Genomic DNA, 19,618 nt, shown 5'->3' on the forward strand with positions numbered 1-19,618 from the left:
GTCCTAGTCTCCCATGATCCACGCCAAGAGCAGAATTAGACTGCCCCAAAGGACGATGGCAGGAATATGAATGGCGCGCACCACTTCTAGGGGAGTTAAAACTAGCACCTTGGTCAAGAGATTGGTAATTGTACAAAGAAAAATCAGCAAAATGATAAAGAACATGGCAACTCGCCCTAGGCATTGCCATAGATGGGAATCACGGCGCCACTAATGGCCGCCGCTCCCTCGGAAATGAGGTAGGCAATCAGCTCAGCGATCGCCGCAGGACTCACCCAATGTGCTGCTTGTGCTTCCCCCATTGCCGCCCGATTGGCGGGGGTATCAATAATGCTAGGAAGGATCACATTGGCAGTGATATTTTTGCCTTTGGTTTCGGCAGCGATCGCCCGCGTGAAGGCCACGACTGCTGCTTTGGCAGCACAATAGGCAGCCAGCTCCGCTGCCGGTTCGACGGCACCGCGGGACCCAATGGTGACAATGCGTCCGTATTGCTGTGCTTGCATGCGTTTAAGGGCGTGCTTACAGACTAAGAAGGTCGTCTCAACATTGAGGCGAAAACTCTGCTGCCAATCGCTGAGGGCAAATTGTGCCGTTGCCCCCATACTAAAGCCACCCACGAGGTGAACCACAGCATCTAATTGCGGCATTCGCTCCACAAGCGCTGCTACTTCACTTTCATTGTTCAAGTCCGCTGCCACAAACCGCACATTGGCCAATTCCGCCGCCGCCAATTGCTTTTCGAGAGCAACACGGGCAGTCCCATCAATGTAGGGAATTGTCAGGGTATAGCCGTGGCTCAAGAGAACAGGCACCACCCCTTGGCCCAGCCCCCCTGTGCCACCGGTCACTAAAACTGCACGATGTTGGAATCCTGAGGGAAATCCTGTCATGGGGCATTCCTCAATCGGAGTTGTCGGGCTCTGTAGAAGGTTTGCAAACTGTGGCGATCGCCAACAAATCGCCAGTGCCACGGTTCATAACTCACTCCCTGGGGGTTATTGCGAGGAAAGGACAGCTCAAAACTAAAACGAGCCGCATTCTTTGCCAACCAGCGAAAGGCAGGAGTATCCTCAAAGGTTTCCTTGAGATGGGTTTGGGGCTGGGCGCCATCGCCAATATCAACGGCATAGCCGGTGTGGTGTTCACTATAGCCAGGGGGCGCACTCACCAATGCCCGCTCACTTGCCCGCTGTGCCCGATGCTCCTTGACCTCAAAAAAAAGATAGTCCTGATCCTGTGTGGAGCGAAATCCAGAAAGGGGGATCAACACCACCCCCTCTTGCTGCGCGGCTGCTACCATTGCCCGAAACCGCTCTGCTGCCGCTCGCCGTAACTTGATTTGGCCATCGGCGCTTACCGGTTCCAGTTCTGAGAGGGGAGCCTCTTCATAGGGCAGATGTCCCAGCAGATTTTCAGTTGGCGTTACCGTTGACGCCCTTCCCGTGGCTGTGGGGGATGTCGCGGGACGACTGAGGAACCATGCTGCTCCTACCCCCATAAAACCCACGAGCACAATGGCGCTGGCGATCGCCCATCCCCCTTGCCGAGGTTTCTCCTTCCCCTGGGGGATAGGTTGTAGCCGCTCCGCAACAGGAATATCTTGATCCATGATTCAACCCTGTTCTTTTGTAGAGAATAGACGATTTTTCCTAAGGCTGGGCATAGAGTTGCCAGTAGTTCCAGTAGTTTTCCAAAACACTCTTGACATAGCCATAGGTCTCAGGAAAAGGAATCGATTCCACAAAGCGATCGCTATCGCCAATATCGAACCGCTCTAACCACTGGCTGACATTGCCGGGGCCGGCATTGTAACTGGCCAAGGCTAAGAGCGTGTTTTGATTGTACTGATTGTGGGTGTAGTCAAAGTACCACGTGCCCAAGCGGATATTGTGCTCCGGATCCACAAGGGAATAGTCCTCTAGGTTCAACTGCTGGGCAATCCAAGCGGCCGTCTCTGGCATCAACTGCATTAACCCCGTTGCCCCCACCACTGAGCGGATATCCTTTTCAAAGCGAGATTCTTGGCGAATCAGGGCCATTACCAATAGGGGATTTAAGTTGTGGGCCAGTGACCACTTTTTGACCAATTCCCAGTAGGGCAAGGGGTAAAGGGCATACCAGAAGCGCAGATCACGGCGAATGGGCGCAAAGAATGTGGCCACCTGCGGTTCCCGGGCGGCCCGCGTAAACAAGTTTTGCAGCATAAAGATGCCATCGAGATATTCCCCCACACCAAGGCGAATCAGGCCATCCGTGAGTTGCTCTGCCGCTGTTGGTGTCACTCGGTTCTGGAATTCCCACTGCCAGCGCTGCCAAGCCTCCTGAAATTGCCGCAGGAGATACAGTTCTTGCAGTGTTGGGCTGCCCGTTGCTAGAGGGAGTAGGGGTTGGCGATCGCCCGCCACTGAGGGACGCTGCTGTCGCAGGGTTGTAAAGGTGCCCACGGGTTTCTGAAGCAGACTGGCAGCTCGCCAAGCATAGTAGGTGTGGGGATAGCGCTCCGTCACAAGTTGCCAGGTTTGGCGTTGCGCTTGGGGTTGTCCTGCTTCCCCTTGCCATTTTCCTTGCCAAAAGGCGGCTCGGGCAGCAAGCTCACTCTCAGGGTTGAACTTGAGAATCTCCCTAACCCACTGTTGTGCCTGAGACCACTGCCGTTTTTGGGCAGCCCCTTGGGCCAGTTGCCAGCGCAGTTCGGCGGCGGCGCTGCTTTGGGGATAGGTCTTGAAGAGTTGTTGCTGGCTTTGTTGTGCCCCTTTGGTATTCCCCAGTTCCCTATAGGCTTGGTACTGTTCCAGAAGGGCATCGGCAGCGATCGCTGGCGCTTGATTTTCAGTGGCTAACTGAAGGCACTTCGCCAGCAAAGGGAGACGCTCCGCTGCGGTTTTGGCTAAGCGGGCCAGGCGCAATTGGGCAAGGGCGGCTTCTGAACTGTTGGGAAAGCGTTGGATCAGGGCTTGATAGGCAGCGATCGCCCCAGTTCTCTCGCCGCTCAGCTGCCGTCCTCGGCCCACACGATAGAGATTCAAAGGCGTTGGTCGTGCCTTGGCGTAGGCCTCTGCTGCCGGGGCATACTGCATTTTTTCCCAATAGCCAAAGGCGATCGCTTCCCAATCGGCTGGCGTGAGTTGATCGGCGTAGCGCTGACGCAAAATTTCGAGGTAGGTGCCGTACCCTTGAAGAAAAAGACCGTAGCGTGCCACCAACTTCAGGTAAGGGACTTGATCGGGATTTTTCTCTAACTGTTGTGCCACATAGTGGACGACGGCAGGATGTTGCGGAAAGCGAGCGATCGCCCGTTGGGGTTGATTTAAGCTCAGTAGAGCAATTGCCGCCTCAGGTTCGCTGCCATAATCCCGCAGCAACTGTTCCCACGTTTCCTGGGCTCTGCGGCTGTCCCCCTGTTGGCGATAGGCCTCAGCCCGCAGTAGGAGAATAGGTGCTGCCATCGGCCGGTAGGTCTGTTCAAGGTTTTGGAGCCATTGCAGCGCTACTTGGGGTTGCCGTTGACTCAGGCTTTCTACGGCCAAAAGATAGCGGGCGCGATCGCGCTTAAGGAGATCCGCAGACTGTGCCCATTGCTCCAGTTCTGGCAAAGTTTGGGGGGGTGCCTCAACGGTGAGGGTGTAAAGGGGCTTCAATGAGGGCGATCGCCAGTGGTACCAACTGAACAGCCCACCGCCAACAAGCAGTGCCGCTAGCACCAGCGACCCCAGCCAAAGCCGTATTCGTTGTCGATGCTTTCCCTTTGGGAATGATTTAACCATAATTTAGAATTCCAGCCAGCAACCCCGTTCTCCAACCTCTAGAGGGAAACACAACCCCATTCTTACTTTAAGTATTCTTATTTTTTAGTAACTGATGATTGACTAAGTAGGGGGCCGTCTTCGATGCAGCGGTGGCAGGGGGACCTTAAAAAGACCGACCAAGGGGCGATCGCTCTTAAGGAAATTGGAGACCAGCACTTCAGTGGCCAAACGGTTTACTATTTACCACAGCTAGGGCAAAGGGTTGATGACTCCCTCCAACATCGGGTTGAGCGCTCATGAAGTGTCATTGATTTTAATCTGAATGACTTTAAGAAGGTCGGTGGCTGGGTGAGTCAAGACAGGAGTAACCTGAGGAGGCCGAAATCCTCGCCAAACTAACGCCAAACTAACGCCAAACTAAGTGTTATTGAATCTGTGGTTAGTCCTATCGCCCACCCCAGCAGCCGATGCCCACCATAGCAGAGATAGATGGCATCATCGTCACCGATCCCCCTACCCTGAAGACTCAAACCTCAGTCACGGCGCAAAATCACAGTAGCAAAACCGGTAGGACTCATTTTGGGGAACGCTGGCAGGCACCACAGGTCCAGATTGCCAGCAACCGGTGGTTCAGCAGTTGCACCCCCAGGGCAACCATGGGGCGATCGCTGTTCGCTGGTTGTTGATTCTGGTTTTCATTCCCCTGTTTGTTCAAGGGATCCCGCGTAACCTTACCTTTGAGGCACTGCGGCAGGAAGACTGGCATCGCTTTCCCAATCCGGTGGCGCTACAGAAAAATTCAGAAATGAGTGCTGACTTTAACTATCTCCCCCCCATCTTCCCCGCCGCTGTGGCACCCTATGAAAAGATGAATCAGTCGCTGCGAACGCCAATGTCCCCTATGCCACGAATGGTCTGGATTGTGATTGGCTGCAATTGCCTGATTGCGCTGATTGCATTATGGTTGGCGTGGCAGTTAGTCAAGCTACGGCAGATTCTGCGGGGGGTCTCCCGGGCGCTACTGGATGCGGAGCGGAGTACCCACGGCGTCTTAGGTGGTGCTCCTGAGGTGATTATGATTGGCCAGCGGGGCGTGTCAGGCCTGCGATCGCAATTGCCCAAATGGCGTCGGCAACAGCGCAATGTCCGTCTGTTTTTAACCTTGATAAGCTGGATAGGGCGGTACGGTGTCCGCCTACGAAGGAGAAAGCGATGAGTCAGCAACAGGGTGGCGGTGGTGCTTTTTTAGGAGGTTTGCTCCTAGGGAGTGCGATTGGCACCGTTGTGGGGCTATTGATTGCTCCGCGCTCCGGTAAAGAAACCCGACAACTGCTACGCAAATCCGCTGATGCCCTACCCGAACTGCTCGAAGACATTACCACCAGTTTTGAGCAGCATCGCGATCGCCTCTCAGAGGCTACCCAAGAGCGCTGGCAGGCCACCTTAGAACGGCTCAAGGAAGCGATCGCCGTCGGTATTGAAGTCACCCAGCAGCAGCGGCAAACCTTTCAGCGTGAAGCCAACGGCAGGGCCTTGAGCGACCCTGATGAGGAGGATGCTGTCAATCAATAGGCTGCTTTTGGGTCACCAGCCCAGGAAGATGAGCCAGGAAATGTAGGAATCATCCCCTTAGCCAACACTCTCGCCAGAGGGAGAATCCGCCGAGATTTTCCAAAGAAAACGTAATACAATCTTGCCATCATGTTTTTTGGTAACAACACTGTTACGACCAACAGGATTCAAAGAAGGGGTACACCATCGTGGGACTATTTAGTCGGCTATCACGAGATATCGGCATTGACTTGGGCACAGCTAACACACTGATTTATATGTCCGGACGGGGTGTGGTTTTAGAGGAACCCTCCGTTGTTGCCATTGACCAAAACACCAAACAACCCCTTGCCGTTGGCGCTGAAGCGAAGCGAATGCTGGGGCGGACACCGGGGAATGTGGTGGCCGTACGTCCACTGCGGGATGGTGTGATTGCCGATTTTGAGCGTGCCGAACTGATGCTGAAGCACTTTATGCGCCAAGTGCACGGCGGTAAGAATTTGTTTGCCCCCCGGGTGGTGATTGGTATTCCCAGTGGCGTTACCGGTGTCGAACGCCGGGCCATTGAGGATGCTGCTCGAGGTGCTGGAGCGCGGGAAGTGTACTTAATTGATGAACCCGTAGCCGCCGCCTTTGGGGCGGGTTTACCCGTCGAAGAACCGACGGGCAACATGATTGTCGACATTGGTGGTGGCACGACCGAGGTGGCGGTTCTCAGTTTGCAGGGCACCGTTTTAAGTGAATCGGTCCGGGTGGCTGGGGATGAAATCTCTGAGGCGATTGTCCAATATTTGAAAAAAGTGCACAACCTGATTATTGGCGAACGTACGGCTGAGGAGATCAAGATTCGCATTGGCTCTGCCTACCCCAATGACAGCTATGACTCCGAATCCATCGAAGTGCGGGGCCTGCACCAACTCTCTGGTCTACCACGCACAGTTGTGGTCAAAGCAGAGGAGATTCGCGAAAGCATGGCTGAACCCCTCTCGGCCATTATTGAAGCAATTAAGCGTACCCTTGAGCGAACTCCGCCGGAACTAGCTGCAGATATTGTTGATCGCGGGATTATGTTGGCCGGCGGCGGTGCGCTGCTACGGGGTCTGGATACCCTCATTAGCCATGAAACGGGCATTGTCGTCCATGTGGCAGCGGATCCCCTGCGGTGTGTGGTCATGGGTACTGGTCGTGTCCTGGAAAACTTCAAAGACTTGGCTCGTGTCTTTTCCACACAGCCGGCAGTGATTGGCTAAGGATTCAGTAGCTATGGCTTTTTTACTGCGCTGGTGGGGGCGCTATGCAGGTGGCCTAGTCCTTGGCGCTTTGGTGCTCACCAGTGCTTGGATTGTGCGCCAAACCAATGGGGCAGCGATTCGTGAACTCTACCGCCTGCTCAGTTTGCCCTTTCAAGGCGCGGTGGATGATCAGCAAGCCTTGATTCAAGCCCGCACATGGCAACTGGAGCAGCAACTGGCGGCCGTCCAAGCGGAAAACCAACGGTTGCGGCAAATGCTACATGCACCAATGCTCCCCAATTGGAATGGCCTCATTGTTCCGGTGATTGGGCGCAGTTCCGATCAGTGGTGGCGATCGCTCCTCTTGGGGGCAGGCAGTCGCCAGGGTCTCACCATTGGTTCAGTTGTGGTGGGCAACGGTGGCCTTGTGGGTCGCATTACAAGCATTACCCCCAATACCAGCCGGGTGACGTTGCTCACGGATCCCGCCAGTCGCGTCGGGGTTGTGGTCGGTCGGACGCGGCAGATGGGGATTCTGCGGGGACAACTGAACCAGCAGGTCATTGTCGAGTTTTTAGAGAAGGACCCCAAGGTGCAGCCCAAGGATGTTCTTTATACCTCAGCCCTGAGTAGTCTTTATCCAGCAGGCATTCCCATTGGTGAGGTGCAATCGGTGGAACTGAGCGATCCCACCCGTCCCCATGCCACCGTTATTCTTGGCGCACCGCTTGATCGCCTTGAGTGGGTCACCGTCATTCCCTATGCTGAACCGACAGACACGTTTATACCAAACTAGCCTCAACTGGCTAATTACCATTGGCTCTGTAGGGTTCTGTGCCCTGCTGAGCTTTATTCACTTACCTAACTTGCCTCTTTTGGTGCCGGACTGGTTTTTAATCTGGGTGGTGGCGTGGAGTGTCAAGCGCTCCTGGAGTCAAGGGGTCCTGGCGGGCATTGCCCTCGGCTGGATTCAAGATGGGTTGGTCAGTGCTCATCCTAGCCACGCCGTCAGCTTAGCTTTCGTGGGGGGGCTGACCGGCCTGATGCAAAAGCAGCGCTTTGTTTCTGAGGATTTTATTTCCGTTGCTCTGATTACCTTTGCAATGGCCATCCTGCAGCAAACCGTTATCGCACTCCAAATGACCCTTGGCAGTGGCTTTCCCCTAAAAGAGATTTGGCAGCACTATCAGCAAGTAGCGCTTAGCTCAGCTATTATGAGTAGTCTTTGGGCACCCTTGCTCTATGCCCCCTTGAATCGTTGGTGGACAGGGTTGCGAGAGCAGGAGTAGCTGATGAAAAAATGCAGGCGTCTCTTTACCCCTGCACCGAAATTATTAATTTTACATCTCATTGACATCCTTCCTACCCTCAAGGCCAAAGATTCCTTCCGCGCTCAAGCGTGACATTGAACCGCTTCTGAGTCGCTTCGGTGGATTCCTGGGCCGAGGGCGTAACCGCTGCTCGTATCTGCCCAGGCGCTGCTTCCGACGTGTCCTGCCGTCGATCAGCGTGGTTGTTACTGACAAATCCATTGTAGCAAGGCACCCCGTCGGCGCTATCCTTGCCTGCCCTCAACGGTGGGGATTGTCGCGCGTCTTGGTCAATATGTTTCGCGCTATGGGCGCAATTTCCCAAGCATGCCCATAATCCCATCTTGTTTGGTGAGCATTTCCCTGAGCTTGCGCAAATCCAAGTTAATGGTTTCACCAGGATAGTTTTTCAAAAACGACATCATACTCAAGCCTTCTGGGGAGGCAGCGGCAGTGATCATGGCACCGCGAAGGGCAACTTCCCCAGCTTGATCACGGCGAATTGTCACCTGAGAAAATTGTTTGAGCAAATCTTTACCAATGGGGCTGGCAAGAATTTGATCGGTTTGTACAACGTTAAAGGGCAACCGCATACCCAAAAATTCAAGAAGCTTAGCTTGGTCGTCTTTGGAAACCAGTCGCATCAATCCTCGCAATTGTCCCGTGGCTTCTTTGGTGGACACAAATTCTTCTAGCTCCGACAGGGGGAAGGAGCGCTGAAAAGGACCATAGGTGAGGGAGACAAAGTTAGCTGCTTTGGCAGGGGAGGTGAAAAGGGTACCTACGGGTAGTGCCAGTGCCAGTAACCAAGGTGAAAGACGCTTCAGCATAGGGGATCGACTCCAAAATCACTTTAGTGCAGACGTCCGATTGCACCGCTAGCAGTATAGCAGCGAAAATAGAGCTTGCTGGTTTTCCTTAACTTATTCCTAACGTTTAGTAATTTTAGACGTCAATTGATGAGCGTTTGGCAGCAGGGCGCCACTATTGAGCTAAGGATTGACTCCTTAAGCCACACGGGGGAGGGGGTAGGACGCTGGCAGGATCGGGTGGTCTTTGTGGCCGATACGGTTCCGGGCGATCGCCTGCGGGTGCGACTGACCCATGTCAAGCGACAATATGCCCACGGCAAAGTCTTGGAGGTGGTACAGCCCTCAGGACAGCGGGTGCGCCCAAATTGTATTGTGGCCGATAAGTGTGGCGGCTGTCAGTGGCAGCGGGTGGCCTATGCAACTCAACTGGCAGCCAAAGAACAACTGGTGAAGGACGCGATCGCCCGCATTGGCCATCTTGAACCCCAAGCGTTTCTACCGATTTTGGCTGCCCCTAACCCCTTTGGCTATCGCAATAAAGTAACGTATCCCCTCGGTCGCCGCCACGGTGCCGTGGTTGCCGGCTATTACCAAAAAGGCTCCCATCACTTGGTGAACCTCAATCAATGTCCAGTGCAGGATCCCCGCCTCAATCCCCTCTTGGCTGCCCTGAAGCAGGCATTACAACCTTGGCCGATCTACCGTGAACAGACCCATGAACCGGGGTTTCGCCACCTTGGCTTGCGCATCGGTCAGCGCACAGGGGAGCAGCTCATTACCCTCGTGCTTGCCGGGCCATTACCCGCTGGTTTGGCGGCAGAAGCAGAAGGTTGGTTACAGCGGTTTCAAGGGGTGATAGGGGTCTGTGTCAACTTCAATCATCACGTGGGAAATCGCATCTTTGGCGACGAGACACAGGTGCTGGCCGGGCGGCCCTACCTTTGGGAGGAAATGGCAGGGGTGAGGTTTCAGATTGCCTCAACCACCTTTTTTCAAGTCAACACAGCCCAAGCGGAGCAACTGGTCACCACCCTGCGAGACTGGATTGCCCCAACGGGTCAGGAACGACTGGTGGATCTCTACTGTGGCGTGGGGACCCTCAGCCTACCCCTTGCGGGCGCCGTGGCTGAAGTCATTGGTGTTGAAGTGCATTCTGCCTCGGTACAGCAGGCGATCGCCAACGCCCAACACAACGGTATTAACAATGCTCACTTTGTCTGTGCCAAGGCAGAGGAGTGGCTGCCCCGCTACGATCAGGCCGTGGATGTGCTGATTCTTGATCCACCACGTAAAGGGTGCGATCGCGCCGTTCTTGACGCCATTCTCCACAACTGTCCGCCACGCCTTCTCTATGTCAGTTGTCACCCTGCCACCTTGGCCCGGGATCTGGCTCACCTCTGCAGTACCGGTACCTATCAACTAGCAAAAATTCAGCCCCTCGATATGTTTCCCCAAACAGCTCATGTGGAAACCATTGCATTACTGACTACTTCCTAGGGCAGAATTATCCCCCGTGGGTGGGATGGGCGCTACGCGAAACATCTTAGCAAACATCTTACTAACGTAGGCTTGACCATAGACCACGCTTGCCTTAGGCCTTGTGGCAGTGCTTGTCTCTGGTGGTGCGGCGGCTGGACTTTCCTGATGGTTAGGGGGAGAGTCGGTAGCCTCCTGCTCCTGTTGTGGGGAATTCTCTGAAGTATGGGCAGTTGTTGCTGGCTCTTGCCAAGGATCTTCAGGAAAGACAGTCCTCTGTTGGGGATGACTCGTTTCTGCGGCAGGGGGCCAACGACGACTCCGATCCCCCACAAGAGAACCGGCGGCCACCACCGCCCCAGCGGGAATCGTTGTTTGCATCACCGTGGTACTGGCACCAATACAGGCATGGGGTTCAACCGTCACCGCCCCAATTAGCAGCACTCCCGCACCAATGTTGACCCCTTCGCCAATTGCGATGGTGCCGCCGTGGGCGTGAATGATGCAACCCATGCCAATGCAGACACCTGAGGCAATCCGAATGGCAGCCCCTGCTTCTGCCCAAAGCAACACCCCCGGTGCCAAAACGGCTTGGGGATCTACCACCACATCACCAACAATGCGAACCGCAGGTGAAGGGGGCAGGGCTAAGGGCGGCAGGGGCATGGGGGCACCTCGCCGGGAGGGCTACTTAGCAGCCTGTTGGAGTAGGATTTCGGCCACCCGCTGCTTGCCGGCAGGATTAATGCCAATCAGCCGCACATACTCGCCACTGTATTCTTGGAGGCAAGCCTGAATCGCAGCAAGGGCTTCATTGAGATTTTTCGCCTCAATGCGGGGGCCGCTTTGCCAAGAGTTGGTGCGGTAGCGACGGGCATCTACATGTTCTAAGCCGAGGGTATAGCCCTGTTGCAGGAGTTGCCGCACTTGTTCAATCACCTCTTGACTGAGGCTATGAGTGCTAGGGCTCCCTTGACTGGAGGCAGTTGGCCGCGGTGTGAACCCTTGACCACGGGTGCTATTGCCATTGCTGGCGGCTTTGCCATTGGGGCGGTGAATAATGGTTTCCAAGACCCGCTGTTTGGCTTGGGGATTGACGCCCACAAGGCGGATATAATCCCGCTGATGCTCAGCAAGGAAAGACCTCAGATCATTGATTTGCTGGGCAGAAGTAATTTTGATGCCGCTTTGCCAAGAACTGGTACGGAAGCGGCGCTGGTCGGCATACTCGGTGATGACTTGGCAGCCTTGGCGCAACAGGTCTTGAATTTGGTTCACCAGATCGGCACTGAGAAGAGTGTCATTGCCACCAGAGCTGACGGAGGCATGACTGGTAGCCACTGGCGTGGGTGTTTTTGGGGCGATCGCCACCGGTCCCTGCGGGCGCTGAATAATTTGCTCGAGGACGCGCCGCTTTTGCTTTTGATCAATGCCAATCAGGCGCACATATTCACCCGCATGTTCTTGGAGGCAGGCCTCAAGGGCGGCCAACACCTCCGGCTCCTGTTTGGATTGAATGGGAGCACAGCTTGTCCAAGAACTGGTGCGATAGCGGCGGGCATCGGCGTGCTCGGTGCCGATTTGATACCCCTGTTGGAGCAACTGCCGCACCTGAGCCACAACGGCGGCATCCAAGGAGCCCACTGGAGATGCATTCACCGTTGCACTGGGACGAGAGCTACTGCTACTAGCCACCGCTGCTTGGCCGGGACGTTGAATGATTTCCTCGAAAACACGACGCTTGGCCTTGGGATCGACACCGATCAGGCGCACATACTCGCCCTCATGTTCCTTGAGTAGTTGCGCGATCGCCGCCATCACTTGAGACTCCTGCTGCCCTGTTAAGGTCGGGCCACTTTGCCAAGAGCTAGTGCGATACCGCCGCGCATCTGCATATTCCAAACTGATCTGGTATCCCTGCTGCAAGAGTTGGCGGACATGAGTCCCATAGTCTGTGGTCATGGTGTTCTTTTCCCCGGTGAGCATTTCAACGTGTAGGGTTGGTGGATCTTCTTGACGCTGCAGTTCATTGCGAATCGGGGCAATACAGGCAATATTCTCAGCACACTGGTACCCCGATAGCAGCGCTTCATTAATGCCAACCACGTGCTGGGCAAAGTGAATATCTGACTCTTCCACATTCGGCAGGCGATCGGCTTGCTGTTGCGTCGTGATCACCATTCCCGAAGGCACATATTTTCCCGGTGGAATTTCCACATCTTGAATCAGGACATGCATCATGACCACACAGCCAGCACCAACCCGGGCATTAAACACCGTTGAGCGAAAGCCAATAAAACAGCCATCGCCAATGTAGGCAGGGCCGTGGATCAGTGCCATGTGGGTAATTGAGACATTATCACCGATCCAGACAGAATACTCTTGGCCATCATCGCCAATCACCCGTCCCTGTTGGAGGCCATGGATGACAACGCCGTCTTGAATATTTGTGCGAGAGCCAATGTGGAAGGGCGTTCCTTCATCGGCACGGATGGAGGTGCCGGGGGCGATGTGAACATAATCTTTGATGCGGACATCGCCAATGAGGTTACTGAAGGAGTGGACGTAAGCCGTGGGGGCAATCTCTGGTTCCGCTAAATCCCTAGACCACGGCGTTGGAGGTGCCGCATAGCTTTGAACCGCCATAGGGAGAAGTCTCCAATGCTAATACTGGGTACGTTTGCTGTAGAGCAAATAATTATCCCGACTTACGGTGTCAATAATGGCGACAACGGCTGCGTCAATGGGTTTGTCGGTGCCATTGATAATATGGCGGGCGGCACTGCCTCGGCTTACCAATACCCACTCATCCTGTCCTGCACCAACCGTATCCGCAGCCACTTCGTAGTCGGGTAAAAATTCGCCGTCCTCACCCAAATATTGCAAGACGAGAAACTTGACTCCCGTTAAGGTGTCTTCTTTTTGAGTACTGGTAACGGTGCCGCACACTCGCGCGATTTTCACTATGGGCGACCCATCGGACGGATACCACTAACGCTTTCGCGGAATTGTTCCACCGCTTCGGTGTAGCGAATGGGCAATACGTACTCAAGGTTTTCGTGGGGACGAGCAATGATGTGGGTGGAGAGCACCTGACCCCCATTCACCCGTTTCACATTTTCGACCCCCGCCGCAACCGAAGCCTGCACTTCAGAAACATCGCCACGGACAATCACGGTGACCCGACCGCTCCCAATTTTCTCGTAGCCTACCAGGGTAACGCGAGCAGCTTTCACCATTGCGTCTGCGGCTTCCACCACTGCGGGGAAACCAAGGGTTTCAATCATACCGACGGCAATTGCCATTGTAGTAACTCCTAAACGTCAAACCAGTCAAGGACTAAAAGAACAAGAGGTATCGATCAGCGAGGCAACTGAAAACTCCACCAAACTGCCAAATCCCTTAGTTTCGGAATTGCTCCACTGCCTCGGTATAGCGAATGGGCAATACGTACTCAAGGTTTTCGTGGGGACGGGCAATAATGTGCGTGGACAGCACCTCTCCGCCATTGACACGCTTGGCAGAATCGACCCCGGCAGCTACTGACGCTTGCACTTCGGAGACATCACCCCGCACAATCACGGTGACCCGCCCACTCCCAATTTTTTCGTAGCCCACCAGGGTAACCCGAGCGGCTTTGACCATTGCATCTGCTGCTTCGACGACGGCGGGAAATCCGCGCGTTTCAATCATTCCCACAGCAATTGGCATGAGTAAGCTCTCCTAATTAGAATAAGGGTAAGCAGGACAAAAGCTAGAGTTGCAATCAGAGCGATCGCTACAGAAAATAATGACGGGATAGCCGATTGTTATCGTAACGTTAATCACCGTCTTTCTATCTCTAAAACAAGCATAGGGTGAGGGGTTTCTTTTGACAATATAACGATTGATAATCTTTTCTACTTTCTCGTATTATCAGATCTAATTTTAAGCACCTGATGCCGCTTTCAACTCAAGACAGGCCAATACAAATCGCGTAACTCATAGAATTTTATCTAAAGACAATCATCTTCATCATCGGCTAATTGCCCGATTTAAGAGGCTTCTGCCTATACTTGGGTAAGTTGCATAGGTTATTTCAATTTTGTTCTCTACTTTGATAGATTAAAGTCTATTTTCTCGTCAAACAGCAATTAACTTTTCTCGATCAACATTCTGCAAAAGGCTGATCTGACCTATCCGCTGAAACTCCTTACTACTCCGATCAGCCAAGTGCAGTACCCAAGGCAGCCGGCAGGAGCGAAATCCGCTGGCAGGATGCAATTGAGTCAAGTGATAGGTCTGCAAAGCCAGTAGCTCTAAAGGTGTATTGCCGTAGTGACGCACAACCCGCAGAGGTCTAGCACTACCAAGGGGGCCAGTTTTCGTCTTGATGACCTCAGTGGTTTGTAATATAAATGAGTCAGTTGCAGAATAAAAAATTACAGTGCCCACTTCAGCATCATCATAGGTTATTGCGGTATTGCCTGAAGTCAATTCACGTCCCATCCTCCCCGAGCCACTCTTACGGACACTTAAGATATCGACATCGATACCCTGGTGAGTTAGTTCTCTGATTGTTTGTTCAAACTCCCCGTCTTGAACAAGCCCGTCCCGCATCAGTAGGATCTTCTTAGGGTAAGAATCATAGTTGTCTTGGAATTTCAGCACTAGCTTAGACACAACTTGCCAAATGGATTGACCAGAGAAAGTTTCGCCCCGTTGTATATCTGGCAACTCCCAACCCAAGCTTTGACCATTGGCTAAAATTGCAAAAGCAGACGTACCATAGTACAGCCTTCGGTTTGTACTGGTGTCAAAACCGATAATTAAGTCAGCAGCCTGAGGATCATCTAATGGTTTTAGATAGACAGGCTGCCACTTAGCTTTACACAACAGTCCCAAGGCAACATTGAGAGCTTTGTAGGGATTATCCTGGGGTGTGGGTATCATGAACTGAGTAGCGATTCCCGCCTTTAATGCCTGAATTCGTAGCCTTGTTTTCTCCTCATGGGGGGACCAAGGCATCACTACTAAAACAGTTTTAATTCCTTGAGCAGCCCATTGTTGCCAAAATCGTTGTTGAGCTAAATCATCTTTTGGATAGTCACTTCCTGTAAAGTAGGAGTCTATTTTTATCTGTACCCCACTACTTCTTGCTATTGCCAGTAAACATTTGTGTACTTCCTCTGGATACTCGGGTTTATTATCAAATAAATTTAGGCAGCCGAATTTTGTTTCGCCAATCTTGGCACAGCCAAAGGATTTAATTCTAGCTGTTTGATTGACTTCTTTATTGTTTCGAGCTAATAGTTTTGCACGAGGCATGACAAAACCATTAACTTTCATTATCTCTGGCTGACTACTGAGATTATAAACGTTTTTGAAAATGACCTGAGCTATTTTTTGTGATTCTTGCAAACGTGTACCAATGTTTTTCCTGATGTAGTCAAAAACACCTTGAATTTCCTTTTTTTCTCTTCCTTGTTCAGCAATTTGCGCTAACGTTTCCATTGTGAGAATTGGTGATAGTCTTTGAGACAAATGATATACTGGCTTAGCCTTGTAGTCGCTGATTTTCTTAACAATTACAACTCGGGACTCATCTATTTCTTGTTGAGTTGCTCCCTCTTGACGGTGATACTCTGCTAGGCTTATTCCTAGGGCTTCTATTTGTATTTCATTTGGACTTTTGTCCGCAAAATTTTCAAGGATCCACTTTTTCTTATCTTTGTAGGTATTCCTCACGTACTTGATTTGGATATTAGGATATTCACTGAGCCACCACTCAAGTTTGAATGGAGTATAAAATCGATGATGAATATCAATTTCTAAGTATAATTTTTCATCTGTTTCTATTTTGAGATCAATTTGTCTGCCTCTATGTACTTCCCAGCCATGACCTGTTTTTTCTAACCCTTCTTCGCCAGAAATCCACCAAATCAACCCTAATTCATAGTCTTTTTCAATTATAGTTTTCTTAAATGTTTCTTTTAACTTTTCCTCTAGAATTTTTCTTTCAAAGGTTTCCAGAGCCTGCCTTTCACGATAATTTTGACAGCTCAGTTCTCTACATCCTATTAGCTGTAACTGCCAATCCTTAGTTCGCATTCTCTCAGGGTCAATAGGCTCCCTTGTAATAATGCAGCTCCCTAGTCGAACAGCAGTGACTCCTAGTTTGTAGCAAACACTGGAAATAGCTTTTTGCTCGCTACCTTGTTCTGGCACTTGAGTAAATTGGCATTGGTATTCATGAAATGTAAGATCAGGTCGACTCAATTTTTTTACAAAAAAACGATTGAGTATAACTTCAACTTCTTGGAATTGGGTGGGCATCACTGATAGGGAGTCTATTGGCAGCCAGCCATATTGGGATGGCGTTGTTCGTTTATCGTAGCAAGTTTCCCTTGGCATTAGGAATCATTAGCCAAGATAGAATCGTCATGGATATTCACGGGTGTGGAGTGCTTGTATGCTGCGGTTACCCATTCAACCAATCTGGCAGAGGCTTTCTCAATGGCCAGTGTGGGAGCCAAACCGGCTGGCGATCGCCAGTTCAATTCTTTTGCACGCCGTTATCCTTTCCTTTGTGCGTGTCCCCGAACCCACCCCCCCAGAGTTGGCCAGTGATCAACTGGTGCCCTTGGTCAGTCTTTCTCCAGAACTAGAAGCGGATCTGCCATCTATCCAACCCCTCTTGCCTACAGAACTACCACCCCTGGCCACCACCACACCACCGCCGCTGCCGTTTACAGGCATTGAGCCACCCCCCCTTTCCTTTGCCCCCTTGGCGCCGCTGCCCCCCTTATCGCCCCCACTCCTTCCCAATCCAGTGCCGGTGCAGCCTTTGCCCCCCCTGTGGCAATTGCCCCCGCCCACCCGCCCCTTACCGGTTGTGCCCACAGGACCCAACGAAGAGGTTGCCGTTGCTCCAGAACTGGTCTCACCAACTCCCGCATCTCCAGCGAATGAGCCGATCGCCCGTACCGCAGGGGAAGCAGCAGCAGCTTTGTCCCGTTGGTTTAATCAAACGCGGTCAACACTGAATACAACAGATATTCAAGTGAATTTTGCTCAGCGCATTACGGACTTTTATCCTCAGGAGGCCTGTGGCGATCGCCTACAGGGGGAAACAATGGTTGCGGTGGTCGTCACTCCCCAAGGTGAATTGCTCCCTGCAAATGCGGCCCCAGAAACGGGCTTGCTCACCCGCAATCCCCAAATTATTCGCAGCAGTGGCTCTGCGCTCTTGGATCAGGCAGCTTTAGAACAAGTACAAAAGCAAGCTTTTGAGGCCACCGGCAAATATCAAGCCCTAGCGATCACCTTTGCCTTTGAGTATCGTCCTGAGAGGTGCCTGCCCCCTGCTGCAACCCCCCGCCAAGAACCCACTGCGCCAGCCCCTAGCCCCTCTGGGGCTGATCAGGCTTCACCCCTAGCCCCTGAGGAAGTGACCCCTGCACCAAGCTCTCCCGCTCCGGAGGTGGCACCACCGGCTGTCTCCCCAGACCCTAGCGAGGCAGACTCGTCGTCTGTAGCGCCGGCTGCGAGTCCGCCAGCAACATCTCCCGAATAAAGCGAGCGATCGCCCGCTGCAGGAGGCCATTGACAATGCGCTGACCCATTTGCTGCACCTCTGGGCGGGCAATCATCCGCACAATTGCAGGGATCACCTTGCCCCAATCAAAACCGGGGGTATCCTGCAAAATGCTGAAAATGCGGCGCAAATGCTCTAGGGCATTGGCTTCACTGAGGATGTTGGCACTGGCCGTTGCGGGTACTGGACGGCTGAGTAGGGGTAAGAGTTGCCCAAGGTTCCATTGCCCCATTGTTGTCCGTGCCCAAGTGTCGAGGCTCTTGACAATCTCATCCGCCAGACGATCGCGATACTCAGCACCCCGCTCCGAAAAGAGAAAATCCAAAGCCTGCTCTAGCACCACATTAAAGTCATAGTCACGGCTCTCGCGGGCATTACGCAGCAGATTTTCTAGGCGCGTCCAGCGAAATTGACCATCCTTGAGGAGCAGGCTTGCAAGACTCGTGCGCAGCTCCGGGGCAGGATCCGTGAGTAGCCGCTTGGCAATGTAGGGATAGGCGGCACTGAGTACCTTAAAGTTGGGGTCAACGCCCATGGCAATCCCCTCCATGGTCAGGAGCGATCGCACAATCAAGGCATAATAGGCGGGCACTTGAAAGGGATACTCATACATCACCTCTGACAGGCGATCGAAAATGCGTTGGATATTCAGTTCCGAAACACTCGCCCCCAAAGCATCCTCAAAGACCAAGGCCAAGGCTGGAATAATGGGTTTCACATCCGTATCGGGGGTTAAAAACCCTAAACGAACATAGTCATAGGCAAGGCTTTCGTACTCACGGTTAACAATGTGGACAATGGCATTCAGTAAGCCATAGCGCTGCTCTGGAGCAATCTCACTCATCATGCCAAAGTCGAGATAGGCCAATTTGCCGCTGGGCATGGCCAACAGATTCCCCGGATGGGGATCCGCATGGAAAAACCCATGTTCAAGCAACTGCCGTAGGGAGCACTGCACCCCCACATACACCATATAGCGCGGATCAATCCCCAAGGCCTGAATTTGCTGCGGTTGGTTGAGTTTGACCCCCGTCACCCACTCCATCGTCAGCACCCGCCGCCGTGTGTACTTCCAGTAAATTTTGGGAATATAGACATCGGTAAGGTGACCATAGAGACGGGCGAAGCGTTCGGCATTGCGTCCCTCTTGGGTATAGTCCATTTCCTCAAAGAGGCGGCTGGCAAATTCATCGAGAATGGCCACTAAATCACTGCGAATCTCCTTGATCAGGCGTTTTGCCCAATAGGCCACCCCCCGCAGAATGTAAATGTCCAAGGTGATACTTTCTGCCAAACCGGGGCGTTGCACCTTAACGGCTACCTCTTCGCCGCTGTGGAGTTTGCCGCGATACACCTGTCCCAACGAGGCAGCGGCAATGGGATGATCACTCAGTTCAGCAAAGAGTTCGTTGGGGGGGGCGCCCAGTTCCTCCTCAATAAACTGAAAGGCCACTTCATTAGGAAAGGGGGGTAGCTGATCTTGGAGTTTTGTCAATTCTTCCAAATACACCGCTGGCAACAGGTCCGGACGGGTGGAGAGGGCCTGTCCCACTTTGATATAGGCAGGGCCAAGGCGGGTTAGGGTTTCCCGCAGGGCGATCGCTCGTTGCCGTTGATTTTGTTTACTTTGGCCTGTGACTTTGTCCCACCAACGATTAAAAAGGAGCCAAAACACTGGCCAGAGAATCCGCAACCAGCGACTCAAGACCAGGAGAGGTCGCTGCCGATAGTAGGCATCGATGGCCACTGGATCGTAGGGTTGAAAGCTCTCTAGATCATTGGGAAGGGTTTCAGCCGCGATCGCAATCTCTTGGGGGGCGGAGTCGCTGGGGACAATGGCCGTATTCATGGGCAGTGGCACAAACTCTTAAAGTATTTTAACAATCAGTTTGTGAATCAAGGAGGGCAAAAG

General features: G+C 52.9%; 19 protein-coding genes. 7 read left to right on the forward strand and 12 right to left on the reverse strand.

Annotated elements, in window-relative coordinates:
- Positions 1 to 3 precede the first annotated feature (3 nt).
- Genes TLL_RS04715 through TLL_RS04730 form a run of 4 tightly spaced genes read right to left on the reverse strand, consistent with a single transcriptional unit; the run spans position 4 to position 3,704 of the window.
- Positions 4 to 165: a hypothetical protein gene (locus tag TLL_RS04715; protein WP_164920782.1), complete on the reverse strand. Its 162-nt coding sequence runs from the start codon at positions 163 to 165 to the stop codon at positions 4 to 6.
- An 11-nt stretch (positions 166 to 176) separates the two neighbouring features.
- Positions 177 to 893, reverse strand: coding sequence for a 3-oxoacyl-ACP reductase FabG (gene fabG / locus TLL_RS04720; protein ID WP_011056775.1), 717 nt, complete (start codon positions 891 to 893; stop codon positions 177 to 179).
- On the reverse strand, positions 890 to 1,612 hold the full coding sequence (locus tag TLL_RS04725; RefSeq protein ID WP_011056776.1) for a M15 family metallopeptidase: 723 nt from the start codon (positions 1,610 to 1,612) through the stop codon (positions 890 to 892). Before TLL_RS04725 ends, fabG begins: the two co-directional genes overlap by 4 nt.
- A 40-nt stretch (positions 1,613 to 1,652) precedes the next feature.
- Positions 1,653 to 3,704, reverse strand: coding sequence for a transglycosylase SLT domain-containing protein (locus TLL_RS04730; protein ID WP_164920783.1), 2,052 nt, complete (start codon positions 3,702 to 3,704; stop codon positions 1,653 to 1,655).
- Positions 3,705 to 4,374: 670 nt separating this feature from the next.
- On the opposite strand from TLL_RS04730, the gene TLL_RS04735 reads away from it, so the two are divergent.
- From TLL_RS04735 to mreD, 5 genes are all read left to right on the forward strand, one after another.
- The gene (locus TLL_RS04735; protein ID WP_164920784.1) at positions 4,375 to 4,965 is read left to right on the forward strand and encodes a hypothetical protein; all 591 of its coding nucleotides are present in this window, start codon (positions 4,375 to 4,377) and stop codon (positions 4,963 to 4,965) included.
- Complete coding sequence (locus TLL_RS04740; RefSeq protein ID WP_164920785.1) at positions 4,962 to 5,321, forward strand: YtxH domain-containing protein; 360 nt, start codon at positions 4,962 to 4,964, stop codon at positions 5,319 to 5,321. The genes TLL_RS04735 and TLL_RS04740 overlap by 4 nt, the downstream gene beginning before the upstream one ends.
- A gap of 188 nt (positions 5,322 to 5,509) precedes the next feature.
- Positions 5,510 to 6,550 carry a rod shape-determining protein gene (locus TLL_RS04745; RefSeq protein WP_011056782.1) on the forward strand — a complete coding sequence of 347 codons (1,041 nt, stop codon included), beginning with the start codon at positions 5,510 to 5,512 and terminating at the stop codon, positions 6,548 to 6,550.
- Positions 6,551 to 6,563: 13 nt separating this feature from the next.
- Positions 6,564 to 7,328 (forward strand): rod shape-determining protein MreC, encoded by a 765-nt coding sequence (mreC, locus tag TLL_RS04750; protein ID WP_011056783.1) that lies wholly within the window; start codon positions 6,564 to 6,566, stop codon positions 7,326 to 7,328.
- On the forward strand, positions 7,294 to 7,821 hold the full coding sequence (mreD, locus tag TLL_RS04755; RefSeq protein WP_011056784.1) for a rod shape-determining protein MreD: 528 nt from the start codon (positions 7,294 to 7,296) through the stop codon (positions 7,819 to 7,821). The genes mreC and mreD overlap by 35 nt, the downstream gene beginning before the upstream one ends.
- Before the next feature lie 326 nt (positions 7,822 to 8,147).
- Here the strand turns inward: mreD and TLL_RS04760 are convergent, their stop codons facing one another.
- Positions 8,148 to 8,672 carry an alpha/beta hydrolase gene (locus TLL_RS04760; protein ID WP_011056785.1) on the reverse strand — a complete coding sequence of 175 codons (525 nt, stop codon included), beginning with the start codon at positions 8,670 to 8,672 and terminating at the stop codon, positions 8,148 to 8,150.
- Between the two features lie 129 nt (positions 8,673 to 8,801).
- On the opposite strand from TLL_RS04760, the gene rlmD reads away from it, so the two are divergent.
- The gene (gene rlmD, locus TLL_RS04765) at positions 8,802 to 10,151 is read left to right on the forward strand and encodes a 23S rRNA (uracil(1939)-C(5))-methyltransferase RlmD (RefSeq protein WP_011056786.1); all 1,350 of its coding nucleotides are present in this window, start codon (positions 8,802 to 8,804) and stop codon (positions 10,149 to 10,151) included.
- Here the strand turns inward: rlmD and TLL_RS04770 are convergent.
- From TLL_RS04770 to TLL_RS04795, 6 genes are all read right to left on the reverse strand, one after another.
- Positions 10,134 to 10,796, reverse strand: coding sequence for a carbon dioxide concentrating mechanism protein (locus tag TLL_RS04770; protein ID WP_011056787.1), 663 nt, complete (start codon positions 10,794 to 10,796; stop codon positions 10,134 to 10,136). The two genes, rlmD and TLL_RS04770, sit on opposite strands and share 18 nt — an antisense overlap.
- Before the next feature lie 21 nt (positions 10,797 to 10,817).
- On the reverse strand, positions 10,818 to 12,776 hold the full coding sequence (locus tag TLL_RS04775; RefSeq protein ID WP_011056788.1) for a ribulose bisphosphate carboxylase small subunit: 1,959 nt from the start codon (positions 12,774 to 12,776) through the stop codon (positions 10,818 to 10,820).
- Between the two features lie 18 nt (positions 12,777 to 12,794).
- The gene (locus TLL_RS04780; RefSeq protein WP_011056789.1) at positions 12,795 to 13,094 is read right to left on the reverse strand and encodes a EutN/CcmL family microcompartment protein; all 300 of its coding nucleotides are present in this window, start codon (positions 13,092 to 13,094) and stop codon (positions 12,795 to 12,797) included.
- Positions 13,094 to 13,435, reverse strand: coding sequence for a carbon dioxide-concentrating mechanism protein CcmK (locus TLL_RS04785; RefSeq protein WP_011056790.1), 342 nt, complete (start codon positions 13,433 to 13,435; stop codon positions 13,094 to 13,096). Before TLL_RS04785 ends, TLL_RS04780 begins: the two co-directional genes overlap by 1 nt.
- 97 nt (positions 13,436 to 13,532) lie before the next feature.
- Positions 13,533 to 13,841: a carbon dioxide-concentrating mechanism protein CcmK gene (locus TLL_RS04790; RefSeq protein ID WP_011056791.1), complete on the reverse strand. Its 309-nt coding sequence runs from the start codon at positions 13,839 to 13,841 to the stop codon at positions 13,533 to 13,535.
- Positions 13,842 to 14,252: 411 nt separating this feature from the next.
- Positions 14,253 to 16,445: an argonaute PAZ domain-containing protein gene (locus TLL_RS04795; RefSeq protein WP_164920786.1), complete on the reverse strand. Its 2,193-nt coding sequence runs from the start codon at positions 16,443 to 16,445 to the stop codon at positions 14,253 to 14,255.
- 136 nt (positions 16,446 to 16,581) lie between these two features.
- On the opposite strand from TLL_RS04795, the gene TLL_RS04800 reads away from it, so the two are divergent.
- Positions 16,582 to 17,685 carry an energy transducer TonB gene (locus TLL_RS04800; RefSeq protein WP_164920787.1) on the forward strand — a complete coding sequence of 368 codons (1,104 nt, stop codon included), beginning with the start codon at positions 16,582 to 16,584 and terminating at the stop codon, positions 17,683 to 17,685.
- On the opposite strand, the gene TLL_RS04805 is transcribed toward TLL_RS04800, so the two are convergent.
- Complete coding sequence (locus tag TLL_RS04805) at positions 17,621 to 19,555, reverse strand: ABC1 kinase family protein (protein WP_164921133.1); 1,935 nt, start codon at positions 19,553 to 19,555, stop codon at positions 17,621 to 17,623. The two genes, TLL_RS04800 and TLL_RS04805, sit on opposite strands and share 65 nt — an antisense overlap.
- Positions 19,556 to 19,618: the final 63 nt, after the last annotated feature.

The sequence above is a fragment of the Thermosynechococcus vestitus BP-1 genome (assembly GCF_000011345.1).
Taxonomy (GTDB): Bacteria; Cyanobacteriota; Cyanobacteriia; order Thermosynechococcales; family Thermosynechococcaceae; genus Thermosynechococcus; species Thermosynechococcus vestitus.

Coding starts and splice junctions, on each gene's coding strand:
- TLL_RS04790 (WP_011056791.1), bottom strand. CDS start 13,841: ATGCCAATTGCTGTGGGAATGATTGAAACGCGCGGATTTCCCGCCGTC.
- TLL_RS04715 (WP_164920782.1), bottom strand. CDS start 165: ATGTTCTTTATCATTTTGCTGATTTTTCTTTGTACAATTACCAATCTC.
- mreC (WP_011056783.1), top strand. CDS start 6,564: ATGGCTTTTTTACTGCGCTGGTGGGGGCGCTATGCAGGTGGCCTAGTC.
- TLL_RS04725 (WP_011056776.1), bottom strand. CDS start 1,612: ATGGATCAAGATATTCCTGTTGCGGAGCGGCTACAACCTATCCCCCAG.
- fabG (WP_011056775.1), bottom strand. CDS start 893: ATGACAGGATTTCCCTCAGGATTCCAACATCGTGCAGTTTTAGTGACC.
- TLL_RS04740 (WP_164920785.1), top strand. CDS start 4,962: ATGAGTCAGCAACAGGGTGGCGGTGGTGCTTTTTTAGGAGGTTTGCTC.
- TLL_RS04805 (WP_164921133.1), bottom strand. CDS start 19,555: ATGAATACGGCCATTGTCCCCAGCGACTCCGCCCCCCAAGAGATTGCG.
- TLL_RS04775 (WP_011056788.1), bottom strand. CDS start 12,776: ATGGCGGTTCAAAGCTATGCGGCACCTCCAACGCCGTGGTCTAGGGAT.
- TLL_RS04795 (WP_164920786.1), bottom strand. CDS start 16,445: ATGCCCACCCAATTCCAAGAAGTTGAAGTTATACTCAATCGTTTTTTT.
- TLL_RS04800 (WP_164920787.1), top strand. CDS start 16,582: ATGCTGCGGTTACCCATTCAACCAATCTGGCAGAGGCTTTCTCAATGG.
- rlmD (WP_011056786.1), top strand. CDS start 8,802: ATGAGCGTTTGGCAGCAGGGCGCCACTATTGAGCTAAGGATTGACTCC.
- mreD (WP_011056784.1), top strand. CDS start 7,294: ATGCTGAACCGACAGACACGTTTATACCAAACTAGCCTCAACTGGCTA.
- TLL_RS04770 (WP_011056787.1), bottom strand. CDS start 10,796: ATGCCCCTGCCGCCCTTAGCCCTGCCCCCTTCACCTGCGGTTCGCATT.
- TLL_RS04760 (WP_011056785.1), bottom strand. CDS start 8,672: ATGCTGAAGCGTCTTTCACCTTGGTTACTGGCACTGGCACTACCCGTA.
- TLL_RS04785 (WP_011056790.1), bottom strand. CDS start 13,435: ATGGCAATTGCCGTCGGTATGATTGAAACCCTTGGTTTCCCCGCAGTG.